This window comes from Streptomyces sp. NPDC026377 (assembly GCF_055567715.1).
Map to the genome: position 1 here is coordinate 582680 of NZ_JBVHPV010000002.1, position 17987 is coordinate 600666.

The following is a 17987-nucleotide window of genomic DNA, read 5'->3' on the forward strand; positions in this document are numbered from 1 at the left end:
GCCCGACTCCCGGTCGGGGACCGCCGGGACGGGTCGTGACAGGAGGGGACGGACGGGACGGATCAGGGCTCCCGCGGCGCCGCTGTCAGGTCCCGTAGCGCCGGTGGCGCGCCGCGTAGTCGCGCAGGGCGCGCAGGAAGTCCACCTTGCGGAAGGCGGGCCAGAACACTTCGCAGAAGTAGTACTCGGAGTGGGCCGACTGCCAGAGCATGAATCCGGACAGGCGCTGCTCGCCGCTGGTGCGGATGACGAGGTCCGGGTCGGGCTGGCCGCGGGTGTAGAGGTGTTCGGAGATGCTGTCGATGGAGACGGTCTCGGCCAGCTCCTCGAAGCTGGTGCCCCTGGCCGCCGCGTCCAGCAGCAGCGAGCGGACCGCGTCCGCGATCTCCTGGCGGCCGCCGTAGCCCACGGCGACGTTGACGAGTATGCCGCCGACGTCGTGGGTGGCCTGCTCGGCCTCCTTGAGCACCGACTGCGTCCGCGCGGGCAGCAGGTCCATCTGGCCGACGTGGTGGACGCGCCACCGCCCGTCCGCCGCCAGGTCGCGCACCACGCCCTCGATGATGCCGAGCAGCGGGACCAGCTCGTTGTCGGGCCGGTCGAGGTTGTCCGTGGAGAGCATCCACAGGGTCACGACCTCGACGTCCGTCTCCGCGCACCAGCCGAGCAGTTCGTGGATCTTGCTGGCGCCCGCCTGGTGCCCCTGTTCGGGGCTGCCGCCGGAGGCCTTGGCCCAGCGCCTGTTCCCGTCCAGGATGACGCCGATGTGCTTGGGCGCCTGGTCGTGGTCGAGGCGACCTTCCACCCGGCGTGCGTAGAGCCCGTACACCAGGTCGCGCAAGTTCACCGATTCCACCCTCTCGTTGCTTCCGGGAGCCGCCGCAGCACCGCATACGGCCCAACCTCAGTGCCTGCGCGGCCTGAGGGCACCCCCAAGGAAGGCACAGTACTGCGGACGGGTCACAGCGGCCCAACTCGGCCTGTCACAAGTCCGTGATAAGCAGGGAAACGTGACTGAATCCCTCCCCCTCCACCACATCGCCGCCGACGACCGCTACGACTCCATGGAGTACCGGCGGACCGGCCGCAGCGGTCTGAAGCTGCCCGCGCTCTCGCTGGGCCTGTGGCACAACTTCGGCGACGACCGCTCCCTGAACTCCCAGCGCGCGATCCTGCGCCGCGCCTTCGACCTGGGCGTCACCCACTTCGACCTGGCCAACAACTACGGCCCGCCGCCCGGCTCGGCCGAGCTCAACTTCGGGAAGATCTTCGCCCAGGACTTCCGGCCGTACCGGGACGAGCTGATCGTCTCCACCAAGGCCGGCTACCAGATGCACCCGGGGCCGTACGGGGAGTGGGGCTCGCGCAAGTACCTGCTCTCCTCGCTGGACGCCTCGCTCGCCCGCATGGGCCTGGACTACGTCGACATCTTCTACTCGCACCGCTTCGACCCGGAGACCCCGCTGGAGGAGACGATGGGCGCGCTGGCGTCCGCCGTCCAGCAGGGCAAGGCGCTGTACGTGGGGGTCTCCTCGTACACCAGCGAGCAGACCGCCGAGGCGGCGCGGATCCTGAAGGAGATGGGCGTCCCGGCGCTCATCCACCAGCCGTCCTACTCGATGATCAACCGCTGGACCGAGGACGACGGCCTGCTCGACACCCTCGAAGAGGCGGGGATGGGCTGCATCTCCTTCGTGCCGCTGGCGCAGGGGCTGCTCACGGACAAGTACCTCAAGGGCATCCCGGAGGGCTCGCGGGCCACCCAGGGCAAGTCGCTCGACCCGGGTCTGCTCAGCGACGAGGTGGTGCGGCGGCTGAACGGGCTGAACGACATCGCGGCCCGGCGCGGCCAGTCGCTCGCCCAGCTGGCGATCTCCTGGGTGCTGCGCGACCCGCGGATGACGTCGGCGCTGATCGGCGCGTCCAGTGTGAAGCAGCTGGAGGAGAACGTGGCGGCGCTCGCGGGGGCGCCGCTGACGGCCGGGGAACTGAAGGAGATCGACACCTTCGCGGTGGACACCGCAGGCACCAACATCTGGGCCGGGCGCGGCTGATCATCCGACGGGCCGCCGGGCCGCGGCGGATCCGCAGGATCCGCCGCGGCCGGGGCCGCCCCCAAAAAAACGGGCCGGTCCGTGGGGGGGATACGGACCGGCCCGAGGGGGGGTTTCCACCATAACCCTTCGTAAGTGATGGTGGGTGCCACGGCGTGCCGGAACTACGCTCCGAAATCGGCCGGGCACCGCGCGACTGCCTCCGGGGGCGCCCCCGCACGGGGGATCCGGTGGCGGAACGCTTCTTTGACCGTGCAGGTCAGCGCGGTACGGACCGGCTCCGGCAGAGACGCGCGCACCCCACGGCGGGGCCCGGACCGCCTCCGGATGTGCGACACCCCACTCACCCGGGTGGGTGAGCGGGGTGTGGGCCTTCCGGGGGGGCGTCAGCGCCGGAGCAGGGTGATGCCGTCGCGCTGGGCGATGACCCGGTAGCCGTAGGCCTGCTCGGCCTTGACCAGTTCGGCCTCCTGACGCTCCTTCGGGTAGGGCCAGTAGCCCGGCGGGTACGGCCAGGACTCCGGCGGCACCCGGTCGTAGACGATCCACTGGGCGCTCGGCGGCGGCACCTGCCTGCCCGTGTCGTACAGCCGCCAGTGGACCGGGTAGGTCGGGAAGAGCACCACCTCGGTACGGGAGGTGAGCTGGGGCGCCAGCCGGTTGGAGGCGGCGACGGTGGCGCCGTCGGGGATGCGGCCGAGGAGCTCACGGGCGGCGGCGACGTGCTCGGTGGAGCGCCAGGTGGAGCGGTGGGCGAGCTGGGCGAGCGGGAAGGACGGGATCAGCACGAGGGTGACGGCGGCGGTGGTGGCGAGCGAGGCGCGCACATGGCGGCGGCCCAGGGCGTCGCCGGAGCGCCGGTAGGGGGCGAGGGCGTCGGTCATGGCGGCGAGCACGACGGGCATGAGCACGGCCGTGTAGTGGAACGAGGTGCCCCAGTGGAAGGGGTTCTGCGAGAGCATCCGCCAGCCCAGGGTGGGCACCGCGATCCAGGCGAGCGGCGAGCGCAGGGCGATCAGGGCCGCCGGGGCGAAGACCAGGACGAGGGTGGTGGCCTTCACCTCGGGGCGCACGGCGTCCAGCGGGGCGAAGGCGAGCGTGGTGAGCAGGGAGCCGTGGGCGGGCTCCAGGTTGGCGGCGTGGGCGTAGGTGCCGGCCGGGCTGAAGAACGGCATCAGCGCCTTGAACTCCAGCGCGCTGCCGAGCAGCCCCGCGGCGGCGGTCGCCAGGCCGAGCCGACGCCGCCCCTTCCAGGCGATGTACCCGCCGATCGCGGCGAGCGTGAGCCCCAGGTCCTCCTTGACGAGCAGCAGCGGCGCCGCCCAGGCCACCGCGGCCCCCCAGCGCCGCAGTGCCAGCGCCTCCAGGGCGAAGGAGACGAGCGGCACCGCGAAGCACACCTCGTGGAAGTCGAACGCCACGGCCGAGGCGATGCCCCAGCTCAGCCCGTACGCGAAGGCCACGACGTGGGCCGCGCGCCGTCCCAGCGCCTGCCGGGCGCGGCGGGCGAGCGGCACGACGGCGAGGGCGAGCAGGGCGGCCTGGGCGAAGAGCAGGGTGTACGGGGAGGGGGCGAACCGGTAGAGGGGTGCGAGGACGACGAGCACGGGGTGGAAGTGGTCCCCGAGCAGGTTGAACCCCTCCCCGCGCAACGGGGAGACGGGGGCCCGCAGTTGGGCGTACGCCTTCACGGCCTGCTCGAAGATGCCGAGGTCGTAGCCGGTGGTGCGGATGAGCGCCTGGCGGCGGGCGCCGACCGTCGCGTACAGCCCGAAGAGCGCGGCGGCCCACCCCCACCACAGGAGGGCGGGCCGCCGGGGGTGGGTGTTCTTCCAGTCGGCGAGGGCGGCGGCGAGGGACCGGCGGGGCGCCTGATCACGGCTGACCACCCGGATGGCGCCCGCGGACCTGTTCACCTTTGCCGCCTTGACTGTCCCCATAGTCAGCTTTGTCCGCATCCGTTCCATAGGGCCGGATGCTAGGCCGCTCAGGAGGAGCGGAGCGGCTTCCTGGCCTCGATGAGGAACCGTGTCGCATGGGCGACGAAGGGCCCGTCGGTACGGATCTGCTCGTCCAGCTCCGCCAGCCGGTCGCGGTGCTCCTCCACCGTGAAGCCCGGCACCATCCAGACCACCTTGCGCAGGAAGTAGACGACGGCGCCGATGTCGTGGAACTCCGCGCGCAGCTTCTCCTGGCGCAGATCGGAGACCTGGAGCCCGGCGGCCTCGGCCTCCGCGCGCGCCCTGCCCGGGTCGCGTCTGCCCCGGACGTCGGCGGACTGCGGCCCCAGGAAGTACTCGACCAGCTCGAACACGCTGGCGGGTCCGACCTGCTGGGAGAAGTAGGTGCCGCCCGGGGTGAGGACCCGGGCGATCTCCGGCCACCAGGTCTGGACGGGGTGACGGCTGGTCACCAGGTCGAAGGCGCCGTCGCCGAAGGGCAGCGGCGGCTCGTCCGCGTCGGCGACGACCGCGACGCCGCGCGGATGGAGCAGGGCGGTGGCCCGCGCGACGTTCGGCGGCCACCCCTCGGTCGCGACGGCGAGCGGCGGCAGCTGCGGGACGGCGGCCAGGACCTCGCCGCCGCCGGTCTGCACGTCGAGGGCGGCCGTGGCCCGGGCCCAGCGCGCGGCCATGGCACGGGCATACCCCCAGGACGGGCGCTCCTCGGTGGCCCGTCCGTCCAGCCAGGAGAAGTCCCAGCCGTCCACGGGGGCGGACGCCGCCTCGTCGATCAGGTCTTCGAAAGTGCGGGTGTTGTGGTTACGGATGGTTTGCGCCATATTGCGGACCCTACGCGTCTTGTGCGGCCGAGGGGCCGGATATCTGCGCGTCCGCTACGCGCCGAGGCCGCCGAGGAGCAGGCCGAGATACGTCCCGCCGATCATGAAAGGGCCGAACGGGATGGCCGTGCCGCGGTCGGCGCGCCGCGCCAGGATCAGCCCGAGGCCGTACGTGCCGCCGGCCGCGAATCCCGCGAAAGCGCCGGTGAGGAGGATGCCCCAGCCGTACCAGCCGAGCGCCACGCCGAGGCCCACGGCGAGCTTGACGTCCCCGAAGCCGAGACCGGCGGGATGGAGGAGGAAGAGCACGAAGTAGCCGCCGCCCAGGGCGAGTCCGCCGAGCAGGGCGTGTCGCCAGGACCCGTCCGGGTGCGGCGCGAGGGCGGCGGCGCCGAGGAGGAGGGCGGCCGCGGCGGCGAGGGGGAGGGTGAGGACGTCCGGGAGCCGGTTCACCCGGGCGTCGACGGCGGCGAGGAGGGCGGCGGGGGGCAGCAGGAGCAGCCAGACGGCGAGTTCGGGGCGGGGGCCGGTGGCGACGGCGAGGCCGGCGCCGGCGGCGGCGCAGACGGCGCCCCACGCCGTGCCGCGCGTGGCGCACACGGGGCCGCCGAGCCACCGGGTGATCGGGTGCCCCCTGGGGCAGACGTCCCGGGGCGGCGCGCCCGCCTCGACGGAGAGCCGGTAGGCGGCGCGGGGCACCAGTCGGCCGAGGGTGGCGCCCCAGAGGGTGGCGGTGGCTGTGGCCAGGAGGAGGGTCAGGGGCACGGGGGAACCCTAGGGGGCTAGGGGCTTTTCCCCCACCCCGCCCGTTCCCTCAACCCTCCGGGGGCCCCTGGCGGGGGGTGGGTGGGTGCGTGTTCGGGTGCGGGGTGGTGGACGGTTGCTCGCGCAGTTCCCCGCGCCCCTTGTGAGCCAGGAGTTCGTCTGCCGGTGCGTGGTGGGCCGGCCGCGCAGTTCCCCGCGCCCCTATTGGGCCGGCCGGGGGTTCGTCTGCGGGGCGGTGGGGCTGCTCACGCCGTTCCTCGCGCCCCTTCAGGGCCCGGTGGTCGTCTGCGGGTTGTCTGTGGCTGAGCGCGCAGTTCCCCGCGCCCCCAGGTACTTAGGGGCGCGGGGAACTGCGCGAGCAGCCCACCACGGTCCGCGGGCGGCAGTGGCGGGGATGGGGGCGGAGGTCCGGGTTGGGGGTGAGGGGTCTGTAGCGTGGGGGTATGCGGGGGTGGAGGGACGGGTACGGGGAGTTGGTGGTTGAGGGGGGCGCCCGCGTTCCCCTCGAAATCGCCTCCTCCTACCGCGCCCGCACCCACGGCCTCCTGGGCCGCCCCCACATCGAGGGCGCCCTCCTCCTCACCCCCGCCGCCTCCATCCACACCTTCCGCATGCGCTTCCCCCTCGACATCGCCTACCTCGACCGCCACCTGCGCGTGATCACCGTCCACACCGTCCCCCCGAACCGGCTCACCGCCCCCCGCCTCCGCTCCCGCCACATCCTGGAGGCCGGGGCGGGCGCCATGGCGGGATGGGGGATACGGCCGGGCGTACACGTACGGGTGCGCGTCCTTCCGGACGCGGGCACCGCGTGAGCCGGAAGTCGCCTTGCCCCGCCCCCGCGCCGCTGCCTACGATCATGAGTACGGCATCGCGCGTGGGTCACCGGCCCGGTGAGCGTGGAGGTGCCCGTGAGATGCCTGTTGGAGGCATTCCACCGTGTCAGTCGAGCTGAACCACACCATCGTCCACTCCCGCGACAAACGGGCCTCCGCCGAGTTCCTCGCGGACATCCTCGGGCTGCGCGTCGGCGACGCGTGGGGACCGTTCATCCCCGTCGAGACCGGCAACGGCGTCACCCTGGACTTCGCCACCGGCGACCCGGACCGCATCGTGCCGCAGCACTACGCCTTCCTCGTCTCCGAGGACGAGTTCGACGCGGGGTTCGAGAAGATCAAGCAGTGGGGCGTACGGTACTTCGCCGATCCGTACATGAAGCGCCCCGACGAGATCAACCACAACGACGGCGGCCGGGGCGTCTACTTCCTCGACCCGTCGGGTCACGCCATGGAGATGATCACCAAGCCGTACGGAAGCGGCAGCGGAAACGGCAGGGGAAACGGTTAGCGGAATCGGTGTGCGCGCCGACGCCGGCGGCAGTACGTCGTAGCCGCGCGGCTCACTCCTGCGGCCGGGCCAGCGCCGCGAGCAGCGCCACCGCCTCGCCCACCGGCACCGGCCGGAAGAACTCCGCGTCCACCGCCTCCACCGCCGCGATCGCCCGGGGCGCGAGCTCCGCGCCCACCTCGGTCACCCGCAGCCGCTTGGCCCGGGTGTCCGCCGGGTCGGTCTCGCGTACGAGCAGGCCCTTCGCCTCCAGGGTGCGCACCACCTGGGACGTCATCTTCACGTCGGTGCCCGCCTGGCGGGCGACCGCCAGCTGGTTGGGGTGCTCGCCCTGCCCGTTGAGCCACCAGGTGCAGGCGAGCAGCACGAACTGCACATGCGTCAGGCCCAGCGAGGTCAGGGCGGCCGTCACCCCGCGCTGCCAGCGCAGCGTGGCGTGCCAGAGCAGGAAGCCGGGGCTCTCCCCGGGCGCGAGCGCCATCAGCGCGCCTGCGCGAGCCGGACGAGCGCGGCGGTCGTCTCGGGCCAGTCGGCGGTGACGGCCGGGCCGATCCGCGGGCCCATGTCGTCGGCCGCCTCGCCGGTGATCTCCATCCGGTACACCACGCGCGTACGGTCCGGGCCGAGCCGTTCCAGCCGGTGCTCGGTCCGCAGGACCAGTCCCTCGAAGCGGGCCTCGTCCACGAACAGCTCGTTCTCGGCCACTTCGGTGAGCCGCAGCTCGACCGGGTCCTGACCCTCGGCCCCCATCGTGATGCCGGTCCCGGCCGCGAACGGGCCCCGGATCTCGATCTTCTGGATGTCCGCGTTCCAGTCGCCCCAGTTCTCCACGTCCGCCCACAGCCGCCAGACGGCCTCGGGAGCGGCGCTGGTCTCGACCCCGTGTTCGTACACCCACATGTCGACTCCTCCGTAAGTTCTCCGCGTTCGCGTCCGCCTCCGCGCCTGCGTTTGCGTCCGCATGTCGCGTGGCGCGTTCCGCGCTTTGACCTGTCCACAGATTATCTGCGCGCAGACTATCTGTCCACACCTCGCCGCTGCCGCCCCCTCGCAGCGGTCCCCATCACGCCAGAGCGTCGGTTACCGGCCGTCCCGTTCCGCGTGCGCCTTTTTCCAAGTCCGGGGCCCGGCACGGCTGGCAGTCTCTGTGGTGCGCGGGAGCGTCACTTCCTACGGACGTTGACGGGGGCCCGCGCACATACGGGGCCCGACCGACCGCACCTCCACCCGGCCGGCCGGGCCCGTTCTCGGCCCGGCGCCTAGCCGGCCGCGCCGCGCGGGAACGACACCTCGACCCGGCGGTTCTTGCGGCGGCCGTCCTCCGAGGAGTTGTCCGCGATCGGGTAGTCCTCCGCGTACCCCCGGATGTCGAAGGTGACCGCCCCGCCCGCCGCCTGCGCCAGCGCGCCCTGGACGGCGTCCGCGCGCTGCTTGGACAGGATGACGCCGTGTTCGTGCGTGCCGAGGTTGTCGGTGAAGCCGAACACGCGGACGTTCGTGGCCTTCTGCTTCTTGATCTCGTCCGCGATGGCCCGGATACGGCCGGTGGCCTCGGCGGAGAGCGCGGCGCTGTCCTTGCCGAAGAGGACTTCTGCCTGGAGGGCGAAGGAGATGTCGGCGTTGGTGTCGGAGCGGCGCTCCTCGCCGCCCATGTCCTCGACGACCGACTTGATGTCGAGCACCCTCGGCGCGGCGAGCGTCGCCCCGTCGGAGAGCTTCAGCCCCGGCGCGTTGGCGTCGACCTTCACGGGTGGGGCGGCGGCGGGCACGGCGGTCGGATTCGGCTCGTCGGCCCCGGCCGTCCCGGCTCCCGCCCCCGTTCCGACGAGGAGCAGCGCGGCGACGGCGAGGGCGGCGGGGCGGGCGTGCCGGCGGCGGGGGGCGGCGGGGGCCGGGGGCACGGTCGCCGGGGGCGCGGTCGCGGTCGCGGTTGCCTGGGTGGCCTGCATGGGGTGCCTCAGCCTCAGCCGGAGATCTTGATGGTGGCGGTGGGCATGGTGGGGAGCTGGAAGTCGACTTCTTGGACGGGGGTGGGGGGGGCGGGGAACTGGGCGTAGAAGGGAATCTTCTGACCGGCGGTCAGGCCGGTCGGGAAGCGGGTGCACAGACACCGTCCGTCCGTGTCCCGCAGGATCAGATAGCGCTTCTTGCCCGCCTTGTCGACCAGCGTGGCACCCGCCATGGAGGCGCCGTTGTCCCGCAGCTCCTGCTCGGTCCCCTGCCAGCCAGGGGCCGTGAAACCCTGCGACGAGTTGTTCGCCACCACTCCCTCGACCGTGACGAAGCCTCCGACATCGCGCTTCGCGCTGTTGACGACGACCTCGACGCCGTCGCCGCCCCTCATGGTCGCCAGCACCTCGGTGCTCTGCGCGCTGGGCGCGTTGGTCTGCGGGCGGGACTGTCCGCCGGACGCCGAGGCGGGGTTCGAGGGCTTGTCTTCGGACTTCTTGCCGCCCCCGTCCCCACCGCAGGCGGTCAAGGTGAGAGCCAGGACGGCGGCGGCCGTCGCGGCCGCGCCTCTCGCCCAGACTCCGGTCTTGGCCCTATCCATCAGTCAGCCCTCGCTTCTTCCCGCGCTCACTTCTTGGCCAGATGTACGGCAAACAGATCGGACGCGTCGGGCAGGAGGTCGAGCCTGTCGGGGTCGACGTCGAACTCCCGCTGCTTGTCGCAGACGAGCCGGTACGCCTTCTTCTCCTCGTCCCCGGGCCCGGTGCTGCCCTCCGGGTTCGGGGAGGCGGTGCTCGGGGCCGGAAGCGTCGACGGGGCGACGTTCCCCTCGATACCGCAGCGGGGCTCGATCACGGCGGTGGCCTCCGCCGTGCCCCTACTGGTCTCCGTGGCGGCGACGACCGACTTGCCGGCTGTGGTGTCGGTCCGTACGGACACGGTGTAGCCGGGCCAGTCGCCCGGCACGCACGTCCTCACCGAGGCACCGTTGCTCGCGGCCAGGGCGTCGGCGGCCCGGCAGGACTCGTAGGCGTTGCCGCCGCGCAGACCGTTCAGGACGTCCTTCCAGACCTCTGGGTCGAACCCGGAGAGGAGCTTGTCGTGCAGCCGGTCGCGGTAGTCCTGCGCCGCCGCCAGCGCCGCCGCGTCGGCGGCCGTCTCGGCCTCGTTGCGCTTGGCCGCCGCCTGGCCCACCGCGAAGTAGGCGAACGCGAGGAAGAGCAGGCCCGCCACCGCCGTGATGTAGATCGGGAAGGCCTGCCCCCGGTCGCCGTGCGGGCGACGGGACGTCAGGGGTTGATCTTGTTGATCGCGGCAGTGATCTTCTGGGCAATGGCCGTGCCGAAATTCGTCTGCGTAAGCACCAGAATGATCGCCACCACCACGATGATGATCCCCATGTACTCGACCGCGCCCTGCCCCCGGTCCCCCCGCCGCCGCAGCGCCGTCGCCGTGGTGTTCAGCCAGCCGTGGATCCGGATCCTGGTGGCGGTCGCGGGCTTGAGGAGCTTGTCGTTCATGGTGGTCCCCTCCGGGGTCTACGGCGGTGCCGCGCTCGTCAGCCGCACCGTACCCGGGCGCTCCGGTTCCGGCACAGGGTCCCTGGGCCCAATTCCGGAAGGCGGGCGCGAAGCCACCGCCCCGGCGCCTCATCCCGCCGCCCCCCGCCCCGCCCGCGTCCCCAGCCAGGTCGCCACCGCCTGGGCGCGGCTGTTGCTGTGTAGCTTCGCGAAGATGCGGTTGATGTGGTTCTTCACCGTCTTCTCGCTGATGAAGCAGGCGGCGGCGATCTGCTGATTGCTCATGCCCGCCGCGATCAGCTCCATCACCTCCACCTCCCTCCTGCTCAGCCGGTGTGCTCCAAGTTCCGGGCGACGGAGCGGGGTTCGGCTCCGGCCTCCCGCTGACGACTGTCCCACATCCGGTTGCATCCGCGAAGCCTCTTCGTTCGGATTTAATGAAATCGACCGGGCCATGACACCCATGACACCCGGCGCGGCGATGGCGGACAGCCCGCCCCGGGCGATGTCCCTTACCGCGCCGACCAGTTGCTCCACCGTGAACTCACCGTGCACCAGATAGCCGCGCGCGCCCAGCCGCAGCGCCTCGCGTACGGTCTCCGCCTCGGCGCTGTACGTCAGCATCATCACCGGTGCCACCCGCACCAGGCGGGGCAGGGCCGTGAGGCCGTCCACGCCCGGCATCCGCACATCGAGCAGGACCACGTCCGGCCGGTACAGCAGTGCCGCCTCGTACGCCTCGCGGCCGTCCGCCGCCTCCGCCACGACCTCCGTCGCGCCGTGGCTCTCCAGAAGGGCGGTGAGCCCGGCCCGTACGACCGGGTTGTCGTCCGCCACCACCACCCGGGTCACACCCCGCTCCTCTCCAGCGCCGCCAGCGGCAGGTCGAGGCGGACCTCGGTGCCGCGTGCCGCCTCGCCCCGGCCGATCCGGATGCGCGCGCCGAGGCCCGCCGCGCGCTCGACCATGCCGACCAGGCCGAAGTGGCCCGCCCTGCGCAGCCCGTCGAGCGTGGTGCCGGGGGGCAGACCGCGCCCGTCGTCGTACACGCTGATGCGCAGCACGTCTCCCACCACGCCCGCCGAGACGTCCACGCGCGCCGGACCCGCGTGGCGGTGGGCGTTCTCCAGGGCCTCCGAGGCGATCGTCAGGAGCTGGCGGGCGACAGGGTGCGGGACCCGCGTCGCGGGGCCGCCGGGAGGGAGGGAGAGGCAGCGGTAGCTCACGCCCGCCTCCTTGCCGCGTGCCGCGAAGTCCCTTACGCGCGCGGCCAGTTCCGCGAGCACGTCCACTCCCCCGTCCGGGTCCGGTTCGCGGCGCAGGTCGGCGAGGAGTTCGCGGGACTCGGCGGCGGCGCGGCGCGCCGAGCGGGCCACCAGCGTCGCGCCCCGGCGGACCGTCACCGGGTCGGTGCGCTCGGCGGAGGCCGCCAGGCCCTCGGCGGCGAGCGCCACCCCGTGCAGGGTCTTGGCCACCGAGTCGTGCAGCTCACGCGCGAGGCGCGCGCGCTCCTCCTCCACCGCCAGCCGCGCCCGCGCCTCGGTGAGCGCCCGCGAGGCCCTGCCGAACCGCAGCAGCAGATCCCGCAGCGCCACCCCGGCCGCGCCCGCCAGCACACAGAAGCCGGGCAGCAGCAGGGCGGGGGCGAGCGGCTGCTGGTGGTGGCGGTGCTGGGCCATGTACGCCAGCGCCAGGACCACGCACTGGAGCCCGGCGAAGACGCCCGCGCCCCGCCACCCGTACACCAGACCGGCGAGCAGCGGGGTGCAGACGACCACATAGCCGAGCGGGGAGTCTGGGGTCGCGGTGAAGACCAGAAGCGCGCCGAACGCGGTGTCCACGCCGAGCAGCCACGGGTGGCGCAGCAGGAGCGGGCCGAAGCGCTCCCAGTCGCGGTAGAGCGCGTATGAGCCCATGAAGGTGATCAGTACGGCCCCGGAGACCAGCCAGGTCGCCACCCCGCGCGCCGAGTTGGCCAGGGCGAAGGGGGTGCCGAGCCCTATCATCGCGAGCCGGAAGAGGAAGACCTGCCGGCAGAGTGCCTGAAGTGCGTTGAGCTGGAGGGACGTTTCGGGGCCGGACGCGGGGGCGGGGCGGGACTCGGGGCCGGGGCCGGACTGCGGCGGCCCGCCCGGCACGGGTCGCGGTGACGGTGAGGGGCCGCCCGGCACCGGCGACTGCGGCGGCCCTCCCGCCAGCCGCGACGACGCCGGCCCGCCGTGCACCGGGGACGGCGACCATCCGCCCGGCATCCCCGGCCCCGGCCCCAGCCCTGAGCCCGACGGCGACTGCTTCCGCATGGCGGCCCCCTCATTTCCCCGTGAGCGAGCCGATGTCGGCCTCGGAGCCGAGCAGCATCGCGGAGGCCATCAGGATCATGGTGGCGGGCACCATGAACGTGGTGACCATCAGCGTCGCCTTGGGCACCGCCTTGGCGGCCTTGCGGCGGGCGTTCTGGGCGTCGGTGCGGCGCATGTCCGTGGCGATGGCGATCAACGTGTCCACGATGGGCGCGCCCAGCTCCTCGCCCTGCTGGAGCGCGGTGACGAACATGGCGACCTGCTCGGAGTCGTTGCGCCGGCGCAGGTCGTCGAAGGCCTGGCGGCGGCTGACGCCCATGTCCATCTGGCGCAGCGCGATCCGCACCTCGTCGGCCCAGGGCCCCTCGTACTTCTCCGCGACCCGCTCCAGCGCCTGGCGGAAGCCCAGTCCGGCGGAGACCACCACGGCGAGCACGTCGAGGAAGTCCGGCAGGGTGCGCTCGATGTCGTCGCGGCGGCGGCGCACTGCCGCCCAGATGCCGACCTCGACCCAGTAGTACGCGAACGCCACCATCAGCAGCGCGAGGAGGTAGTTGCCGCCGGAGACCATCACCACCGCGCCGACCGCGCCCAGCGCCCCGTACACCGCGCGCCGCGCCGCGTACCGGTCGATGGTCAGGCCACCGGGGTTGCCCGCCATGTCGATCCTGCGCCGCTTCTCCGCGACCCGCCCGGGGCCCATCAGCCGCAGGACCAGCGGGGCCCAGCGGATGCCGAGGCGGTCGACGGCGCCGCCGGTGCGGGTGGTGCGGGTGGCGCCGACCTCCAGGGCGAGGGCCAGGTCGCCGGGGAGCCTGGCCTCGGCACGGTACATCCGTACGCCCTGGAAGGCGCCCAGGACGCCGAGTGCGGCGACGAGCCCCAGGATCAGTTCCATGCCGGCCTCCTCACACGTCGATCTTCGAGATGCGGCGGATCGCGACGAAGCCCAGCGCGTAGAGCGCGAGCGCCACGACGACCGCCGCCTGGCCCAGGAACGTGCCGGTCATCTTGGCGAGCGAACCGGGTGCGATCTGGTTGACGAGCAGCATCGCGCCGACCCCGATGGCCGGGACCGCGTACGCCGTGGTGTTCACCTGGGAGAGCTGGGTGCGCACCTCGCGGCGGGTCTCCTTGCGCTCCTCCAGGGTGGTGGTGAGGTTGCGCAGCGAGTGGACGACGGTGCCGCCCGCCCGGTTGGAGAGGATCAGCGTCGAGACGAGGACGACCAGTTCGCGCGAGGGCAGCCGGGTGGCCAGCTCGCCGAGCGCGTCGTCGAGGGTGCGCCCGACGGCGAGCTGGTCGGCGACGGTCTTGAGCTCGTCGCCCGCCGGGGCCTCCAGCTCGTCCGCCGCCATGGCGATCGCGGTGCGCAGGGCGAGTCCGGCCTGGGTGGCGTTGGCGATCACGCGGGAGATCTCGGGGAGCTGGTTGATGAAGGCCTCGGTACGCCGGGTGCGCTGCCAGTTCAGGAAGGTGTTGGCGGCCCACAGCCCGGCGAGCGCGGCGAGCGGGCCGAAGAACGAGGCGAGCACCGAGGCCGCCACCACCCACAGCCCGATGACGGCGGCCAGGACGTAGACGGCGAACTCGCCGGGGCTCAGGTCCAGGCCGGTCACCGCCAGCTTGCGCGCGACGCGCCGGCCGACGGAGGTGCGGCGCAGCCTGCGGTCCACCCCGGCGAAGGGCCGGCGGCGCCCGGCGGACTCCGGCTCCCCGGCGGTGGAGAGCCGTTGGACCAGGGCCCGGCGCTGGGCGCGGCCACTGGCGTACACGTGCACACCGGCGACCGCCGCCGTGCAGGCGAGCAGGGTGACCCCGGTCGTCAGCTGGGTGAGTGCGGACATGGGCGGTGCTACCTGGCCTCTCGGGTGGCGAGCTGTTCGTCGAAGGAGGCGATGCCGAAGGCCTGCGGGACGGGCTGGCCCGCCAGGTAGAGGCGTTCGGCGACGCGGCGCGGGAGCGGGAAGTGGCGGAACTCGCCGTGGACGCGCCCGTCGGCGGCCATCGGGCGGGGGTCGAAGCGGGCGACGGTGGCGAGCCGGTAGGGGTCGCGGCCGTAGGAGTCGAGGAGGGCGACCTCGGTGACCCGGCGGGAGCCGTCCGCGTGCCGGGTGAGCTGGACCAGGACATCGACGGCCGAGTTGATCTGGTCGTGCAGCGCCTCGAACGGGATCTTGATCTCGGACATGGAGGCCAGCGTCTGGAGGCGCATCAGGGCGTCCTCGGCGCTGTTGGCGTGGACGGTGGCCAGTGAGCCGTCGTGGCCGGTGGACATCGCCTGGAGCATGTCGAGGGACTCGCCGCCGCGCACCTCGCCGACCACGATCCGGTCGGGGCGCATACGCAGCGAGTTGCGGACCAGGTCGCGGATGGAGACGTGGCCCTTGCCCTCGACGTTGGCGGGGCGGGCCTCCAGGCGGATCACATGGTTCTGCTGGAGCTGGAGCTCGGCGGAGTCCTCGATGGTGATGATCCGCTCGTGCTCGGGGATGAGCCCGGACAGGGCGTTGAGCAGGGTCGTCTTGCCGGTGCCGGTGGCGCCCGAGACGATCACGTTGAACTTGGCCTGGATCAGCCCGGCGAGCAGCATCAGCATCGGCTCGTCGAGCGAGCCGAAGGCGATCAGCTCGGGGAGCGTGAAGGAGCGCGGGAAGCGGCGGATGGTGAGGGTGGCGCCGGTCAGTGAGAGCGGCGGGATGATCACATTGACGCGCTCGCCGGACGGCAGCCGGGCGTCGACCATCGGGTTGGACTCGTCGACGCGGCGGTTGACGGTCGACACGATCCGCTCGATCGTCTGCATCAGCTGCTCGTGCGAGGCGAACCGCATCGGCAGCCGCTCGACCCGCCCGCCGCGCTCCACATAGATCTGGTCCGGGCCGTTGACCATGATCTCGGTGACGGACGCGTCCTCCAGGAGCGGTTCCAGGACGCCCAGGCCCAGCGCCTCGTCGACGACGCGGCGGATCAGCTGGGCCCGCTCGGCGGTGGACAGGACCGGGCCCTCGCGGCTGAGGATGTGGCCGAGGACGCGTTCGAGCCGCGCCCGGCGCTCGGCGGCGGCGAGCGAGGACATCTCGGCGAGGTCGATCTCCTCCAGGAGCTTGCCCCGGTAGGCGGCGACGAGGTGCGCGTCGCCCTCGCCGCCCCGGTTCTCCTCGGGGGCGGTGATACGGGCCCGCAGGCTCATGTGGCGTGCCTCCTCGGTCAGTTGCTCTCGTCGCAGGGCATGGTGGCGCTTCTGTGGACCGGGCCGAAGGCGTCGACGCCGGGGAAGACGGAGGGGATGGTGACGGTGACGGTGACGGTCACCGCGTCCCCGGGGCAGCCGCCGGTCCCCCCGATGGTGCTGCGCTGGGCCACCCAGGCGCTGACCGCCGCCCGGCCCGCCTGTTCGGCCCCGCCCGCCCGCTCCTGCTGGGCGGCGGTACGGGCGGCGGCGCGGGCGGCCGTCCCCGCCTGCTGGGCGGCGTACGCGGCGAGTCCCAGCTGAACGCCCGCGAGCGCGACGAGCAGCAGCAGGGGCAGGAAGCCCAGGTACTCGACGGCGGCCGAGCCACGGTCGCGGGCCCGGCTTCCGGCCCCGGGGCACCACCGGACCCACCGGGCCGGGCGCCTCACGGCTCCGCGCCCCGGGCGCCTCACGGCTCCTCCTCGCGGGCCGCACCGGCGTGCCCGTGCACGGTGGTGAGCGGCACGGTGAACGCGCCGGGGAAGAGCACCGGGACCCGGACGCCGACGGTGGCGGTGAAGACGTCCTTCCCCCCGCCGCCGCACTCCTGCGCGGACACCTCCCAGCCGTCCGGCGCCGCCGCCCGCACGGCCGCCGCGCACGCCGCCGCGCCGCCGTCCCTGGCCGCGCCCGCCCGGGCGCCCTCGTCCGCCGCGTGCCCGGCGACGGTGAACGCGTACCCGGTCAGCACCAGTTGCCAGATCGCGGCGAGGGTCACCAGGATGATCGGGACCATGCCGGTGAACTCGACCACGATCTGGCCCCGGTCCCGGTCGGCGGCGGTCGTCACGCCCCTCATCCGTGCCCCCGGCGCCGTAGGACGAGGGTGCCCCGGCCGCTCTTCTCCGGCGCGGGGCCGACGCCCTTGACCAGGCCCAGTTCGCCCGCGAGCGCCCACAGGGCCTGCTTCACCGTGGACTTGGCGTCCAGGTCGTGCAGCCGGCCCGCGTCCACGACGGCCTGGAGCTCCTTGAAGGCGGCGGGGACCGAGGTGCGGGCGGCCCGGGTGCCGGTGACCTTCTGGACCAGCGCGGGCTGGATCTCGGTGGCGCGGGTGTGCCGGTTGACCACGGTGGTGGTCTCCTCCGCCTTGCGGATCTGGAGGCGGTCCCACATCCGGACGATCCGCTTGGCGGCCCGGACCGACACCACGTCCGGGGTGGTGACCAGCAGGGCGGTGTCGGCCATCTCCACGGCGGCGGCGTTGGCGGCGTTCATCTGGGTGCCGCAGTCGGCGACCACCACCTCGTAGCGGTGGCGCAGGGCGGAGAGGACCTGGCGGGCCGCGCGGTCGGTCACCTCCTCGGCCCGTTCGCCGTCGCCCGGGGCGAGCAGCAGGCCGACGCCGGTGGAGTGGCTGAAGAGGGCGTCCTGGAGGACCCGGGGCGAGATGTCGGTGATGGCGGCGAGGTCGGCGATGGAGCGGCGGAACTGGACGTCGAGGTAGGAGGCCACGTCCCCGGCCTGGAGGTCCATGTCGACCAGGGCCGTGGTGCGGCCCGAGGCGCGGGCAGCGAGGGCGAGCTCGATCGCGGTGACGGTGGCGCCGACGCCGCCCTTGGCGCCGGTGACCGTGACGAGCGTGCCGGCGGGTCCGCTGGACGCCTCGCCCCCGCCGCCGAGGTGACGGCGGACGCCGACCGACCACTGGGCGGCCGCCTGGACCCGGCTGACCAGCTCCTCGTAGTGCAGCGGCAGGGTGACCAGGCCGCGCGCGCCGCAGTCCATGGCGGCGGCGAACAGGCCCGGGCCCGCGTCCGAGGTGATCAGGACGACGCCGACGGCGGGGAAGCGCAGGGCCACCTCGCGCACCAGGTCGAGGGCGGGGACGGGCCCGATGCGCTCGTGGACGAGGACGACCTCGGGCAGCTCGTCCAGGGAGTCCCCGGCGAGCCGGGCCAGGGTGTCCAGGAGCTGGGTGGAGTCCGCGACGGGCGCGGCGGGTTCGGCGTCGGGGAGCTGGCTGAGCAGGGTGGTGACGGACCGGGCGGCGTCGGCGTCCTGGACGGCCGGGAGGATCCTGGTGGTCATCCG

Annotated in this window: 21 protein-coding genes; 3 read left to right on the top strand and 18 right to left on the bottom strand. The window is 73.3% G+C overall.

What is annotated here, in order from left to right; all coding sequences use genetic code 11:
• Positions 1–85 precede the first annotated feature (85 nt).
• Complete coding sequence (locus ACZ4MU_RS06845; RefSeq protein WP_467871844.1) at positions 86–847, bottom strand: isoprenyl transferase; 762 nt, start codon at positions 845–847, stop codon at positions 86–88.
• 163 nt (positions 848–1010) lie between these two features.
• Between ACZ4MU_RS06845 and mgrA the strand changes: the two genes are divergently transcribed.
• The gene (gene mgrA / locus ACZ4MU_RS06850) at positions 1011–2054 is read left to right on the top strand and encodes an L-glyceraldehyde 3-phosphate reductase (protein ID WP_467871847.1); all 1044 of its coding nucleotides are present in this window, start codon (positions 1011–1013) and stop codon (positions 2052–2054) included.
• Between the two features lie 386 nt (positions 2055–2440).
• On the opposite strand, the gene ACZ4MU_RS06855 is transcribed toward mgrA, so the two are convergent.
• The 3 genes from ACZ4MU_RS06855 to ACZ4MU_RS06865 form a co-directional block, all read right to left on the bottom strand.
• Complete coding sequence (locus ACZ4MU_RS06855) at positions 2441–3970, bottom strand: DUF2079 domain-containing protein (protein WP_467871850.1); 1530 nt, start codon at positions 3968–3970, stop codon at positions 2441–2443.
• 71 nt (positions 3971–4041) lie between these two features.
• A complete protein-coding gene (locus ACZ4MU_RS06860; protein ID WP_467871852.1) occupies positions 4042–4836 on the bottom strand; it encodes a class I SAM-dependent methyltransferase in 795 nt (264 codons plus the stop codon).
• A 54-nt stretch (positions 4837–4890) separates the two neighbouring features.
• Entirely contained in the window at positions 4891–5601 is a 711-nt protein-coding gene (locus ACZ4MU_RS06865; protein WP_467871855.1) for a prepilin peptidase, read from the bottom strand.
• Between the two features lie 443 nt (positions 5602–6044).
• On the opposite strand from ACZ4MU_RS06865, the gene ACZ4MU_RS06870 reads away from it, so the two are divergent.
• A complete protein-coding gene (locus ACZ4MU_RS06870) occupies positions 6045–6416 on the top strand; it encodes a DUF192 domain-containing protein (protein ID WP_467871858.1) in 372 nt (123 codons plus the stop codon).
• 124 nt (positions 6417–6540) lie between these two features.
• On the top strand, positions 6541–6948 hold the full coding sequence (locus tag ACZ4MU_RS06875; protein ID WP_467871860.1) for a VOC family protein: 408 nt from the start codon (positions 6541–6543) through the stop codon (positions 6946–6948).
• 52 nt (positions 6949–7000) lie between these two features.
• On the opposite strand, the gene ACZ4MU_RS06880 is transcribed toward ACZ4MU_RS06875, so the two are convergent.
• The 14 genes from ACZ4MU_RS06880 to ACZ4MU_RS06945 form a co-directional block, all read right to left on the bottom strand.
• Positions 7001–7429, bottom strand: coding sequence for a MarR family winged helix-turn-helix transcriptional regulator (locus tag ACZ4MU_RS06880; RefSeq protein ID WP_467871863.1), 429 nt, complete (start codon positions 7427–7429; stop codon positions 7001–7003).
• A complete protein-coding gene (locus ACZ4MU_RS06885) occupies positions 7429–7848 on the bottom strand; it encodes an SRPBCC family protein (protein ID WP_467871866.1) in 420 nt (139 codons plus the stop codon). The genes ACZ4MU_RS06880 and ACZ4MU_RS06885 overlap by 1 nt, the downstream gene beginning before the upstream one ends.
• 359 nt (positions 7849–8207) lie before the next feature.
• Entirely contained in the window at positions 8208–8897 is a 690-nt protein-coding gene (locus ACZ4MU_RS06890) for an OmpA family protein (RefSeq protein ID WP_467871868.1), read from the bottom strand.
• A gap of 14 nt (positions 8898–8911) precedes the next feature.
• On the bottom strand, positions 8912–9499 hold the full coding sequence (locus ACZ4MU_RS06895; RefSeq protein WP_467871870.1) for a hypothetical protein: 588 nt from the start codon (positions 9497–9499) through the stop codon (positions 8912–8914).
• Positions 9500–9525: 26 nt separating this feature from the next.
• The gene (locus ACZ4MU_RS06900) at positions 9526–10191 is read right to left on the bottom strand and encodes a pilus assembly protein TadG-related protein (RefSeq protein ID WP_467872262.1); all 666 of its coding nucleotides are present in this window, start codon (positions 10189–10191) and stop codon (positions 9526–9528) included.
• Positions 10188–10418 carry a hypothetical protein gene (locus tag ACZ4MU_RS06905; protein ID WP_467871873.1) on the bottom strand — a complete coding sequence of 77 codons (231 nt, stop codon included), beginning with the start codon at positions 10416–10418 and terminating at the stop codon, positions 10188–10190. The genes ACZ4MU_RS06900 and ACZ4MU_RS06905 overlap by 4 nt, the downstream gene beginning before the upstream one ends.
• A gap of 129 nt (positions 10419–10547) precedes the next feature.
• The gene (locus ACZ4MU_RS06910) at positions 10548–11270 is read right to left on the bottom strand and encodes a response regulator (protein WP_467871875.1); all 723 of its coding nucleotides are present in this window, start codon (positions 11268–11270) and stop codon (positions 10548–10550) included.
• Positions 11267–12718, bottom strand: a complete 1452-nt coding sequence (locus ACZ4MU_RS06915) for a sensor histidine kinase (protein ID WP_467871878.1) — start codon at positions 12716–12718, stop codon at positions 11267–11269. The genes ACZ4MU_RS06910 and ACZ4MU_RS06915 overlap by 4 nt, the downstream gene beginning before the upstream one ends.
• 10 nt (positions 12719–12728) lie before the next feature.
• Positions 12729–13616, bottom strand: coding sequence for a DUF5936 domain-containing protein (locus tag ACZ4MU_RS06920; RefSeq protein WP_467871881.1), 888 nt, complete (start codon positions 13614–13616; stop codon positions 12729–12731).
• A gap of 10 nt (positions 13617–13626) precedes the next feature.
• Positions 13627–14565: a type II secretion system F family protein gene (locus tag ACZ4MU_RS06925; protein ID WP_467871884.1), complete on the bottom strand. Its 939-nt coding sequence runs from the start codon at positions 14563–14565 to the stop codon at positions 13627–13629.
• Between the two features lie 8 nt (positions 14566–14573).
• Complete coding sequence (locus tag ACZ4MU_RS06930) at positions 14574–15911, bottom strand: CpaF family protein (protein ID WP_467871887.1); 1338 nt, start codon at positions 15909–15911, stop codon at positions 14574–14576.
• Positions 15912–15928: 17 nt separating this feature from the next.
• Positions 15929–16366, bottom strand: coding sequence for a TadE/TadG family type IV pilus assembly protein (locus ACZ4MU_RS06935; protein WP_467871889.1), 438 nt, complete (start codon positions 16364–16366; stop codon positions 15929–15931).
• Entirely contained in the window at positions 16363–16743 is a 381-nt protein-coding gene (locus ACZ4MU_RS06940) for a TadE/TadG family type IV pilus assembly protein (protein ID WP_467871891.1), read from the bottom strand. Before ACZ4MU_RS06940 ends, ACZ4MU_RS06935 begins: the two co-directional genes overlap by 4 nt.
• A gap of 5 nt (positions 16744–16748) precedes the next feature.
• A complete protein-coding gene (locus ACZ4MU_RS06945; protein ID WP_467871894.1) occupies positions 16749–17984 on the bottom strand; it encodes an AAA family ATPase in 1236 nt (411 codons plus the stop codon).
• Positions 17985–17987 lie beyond the last annotated feature (3 nt).

Bases quoted from the DNA above. Each gene is read 5' to 3' on its own strand.
- ACZ4MU_RS06860 (WP_467871852.1), bottom strand. From the start codon at position 4,836: ATGGCGCAAACCATCCGTAACCACAACACCCGCACTTTCGAAGACCTG.
- ACZ4MU_RS06870 (WP_467871858.1), top strand. From the start codon at position 6,045: ATGCGGGGGTGGAGGGACGGGTACGGGGAGTTGGTGGTTGAGGGGGGC.
- ACZ4MU_RS06880 (WP_467871863.1), bottom strand. From the start codon at position 7,429: ATGGCGCTCGCGCCCGGGGAGAGCCCCGGCTTCCTGCTCTGGCACGCC.
- ACZ4MU_RS06885 (WP_467871866.1), bottom strand. From the start codon at position 7,848: ATGTGGGTGTACGAACACGGGGTCGAGACCAGCGCCGCTCCCGAGGCC.
- ACZ4MU_RS06890 (WP_467871868.1), bottom strand. From the start codon at position 8,897: ATGCAGGCCACCCAGGCAACCGCGACCGCGACCGCGCCCCCGGCGACC.
- ACZ4MU_RS06895 (WP_467871870.1), bottom strand. From the start codon at position 9,499: ATGGATAGGGCCAAGACCGGAGTCTGGGCGAGAGGCGCGGCCGCGACG.
- ACZ4MU_RS06905 (WP_467871873.1), bottom strand. From the start codon at position 10,418: ATGAACGACAAGCTCCTCAAGCCCGCGACCGCCACCAGGATCCGGATC.
- ACZ4MU_RS06915 (WP_467871878.1), bottom strand. From the start codon at position 12,718: ATGCGGAAGCAGTCGCCGTCGGGCTCAGGGCTGGGGCCGGGGCCGGGG.
- ACZ4MU_RS06920 (WP_467871881.1), bottom strand. From the start codon at position 13,616: ATGGAACTGATCCTGGGGCTCGTCGCCGCACTCGGCGTCCTGGGCGCC.
- ACZ4MU_RS06925 (WP_467871884.1), bottom strand. From the start codon at position 14,565: ATGTCCGCACTCACCCAGCTGACGACCGGGGTCACCCTGCTCGCCTGC.
- ACZ4MU_RS06930 (WP_467871887.1), bottom strand. From the start codon at position 15,911: ATGAGCCTGCGGGCCCGTATCACCGCCCCCGAGGAGAACCGGGGCGGC.
- ACZ4MU_RS06945 (WP_467871894.1), bottom strand. From the start codon at position 17,984: ATGACCACCAGGATCCTCCCGGCCGTCCAGGACGCCGACGCCGCCCGG.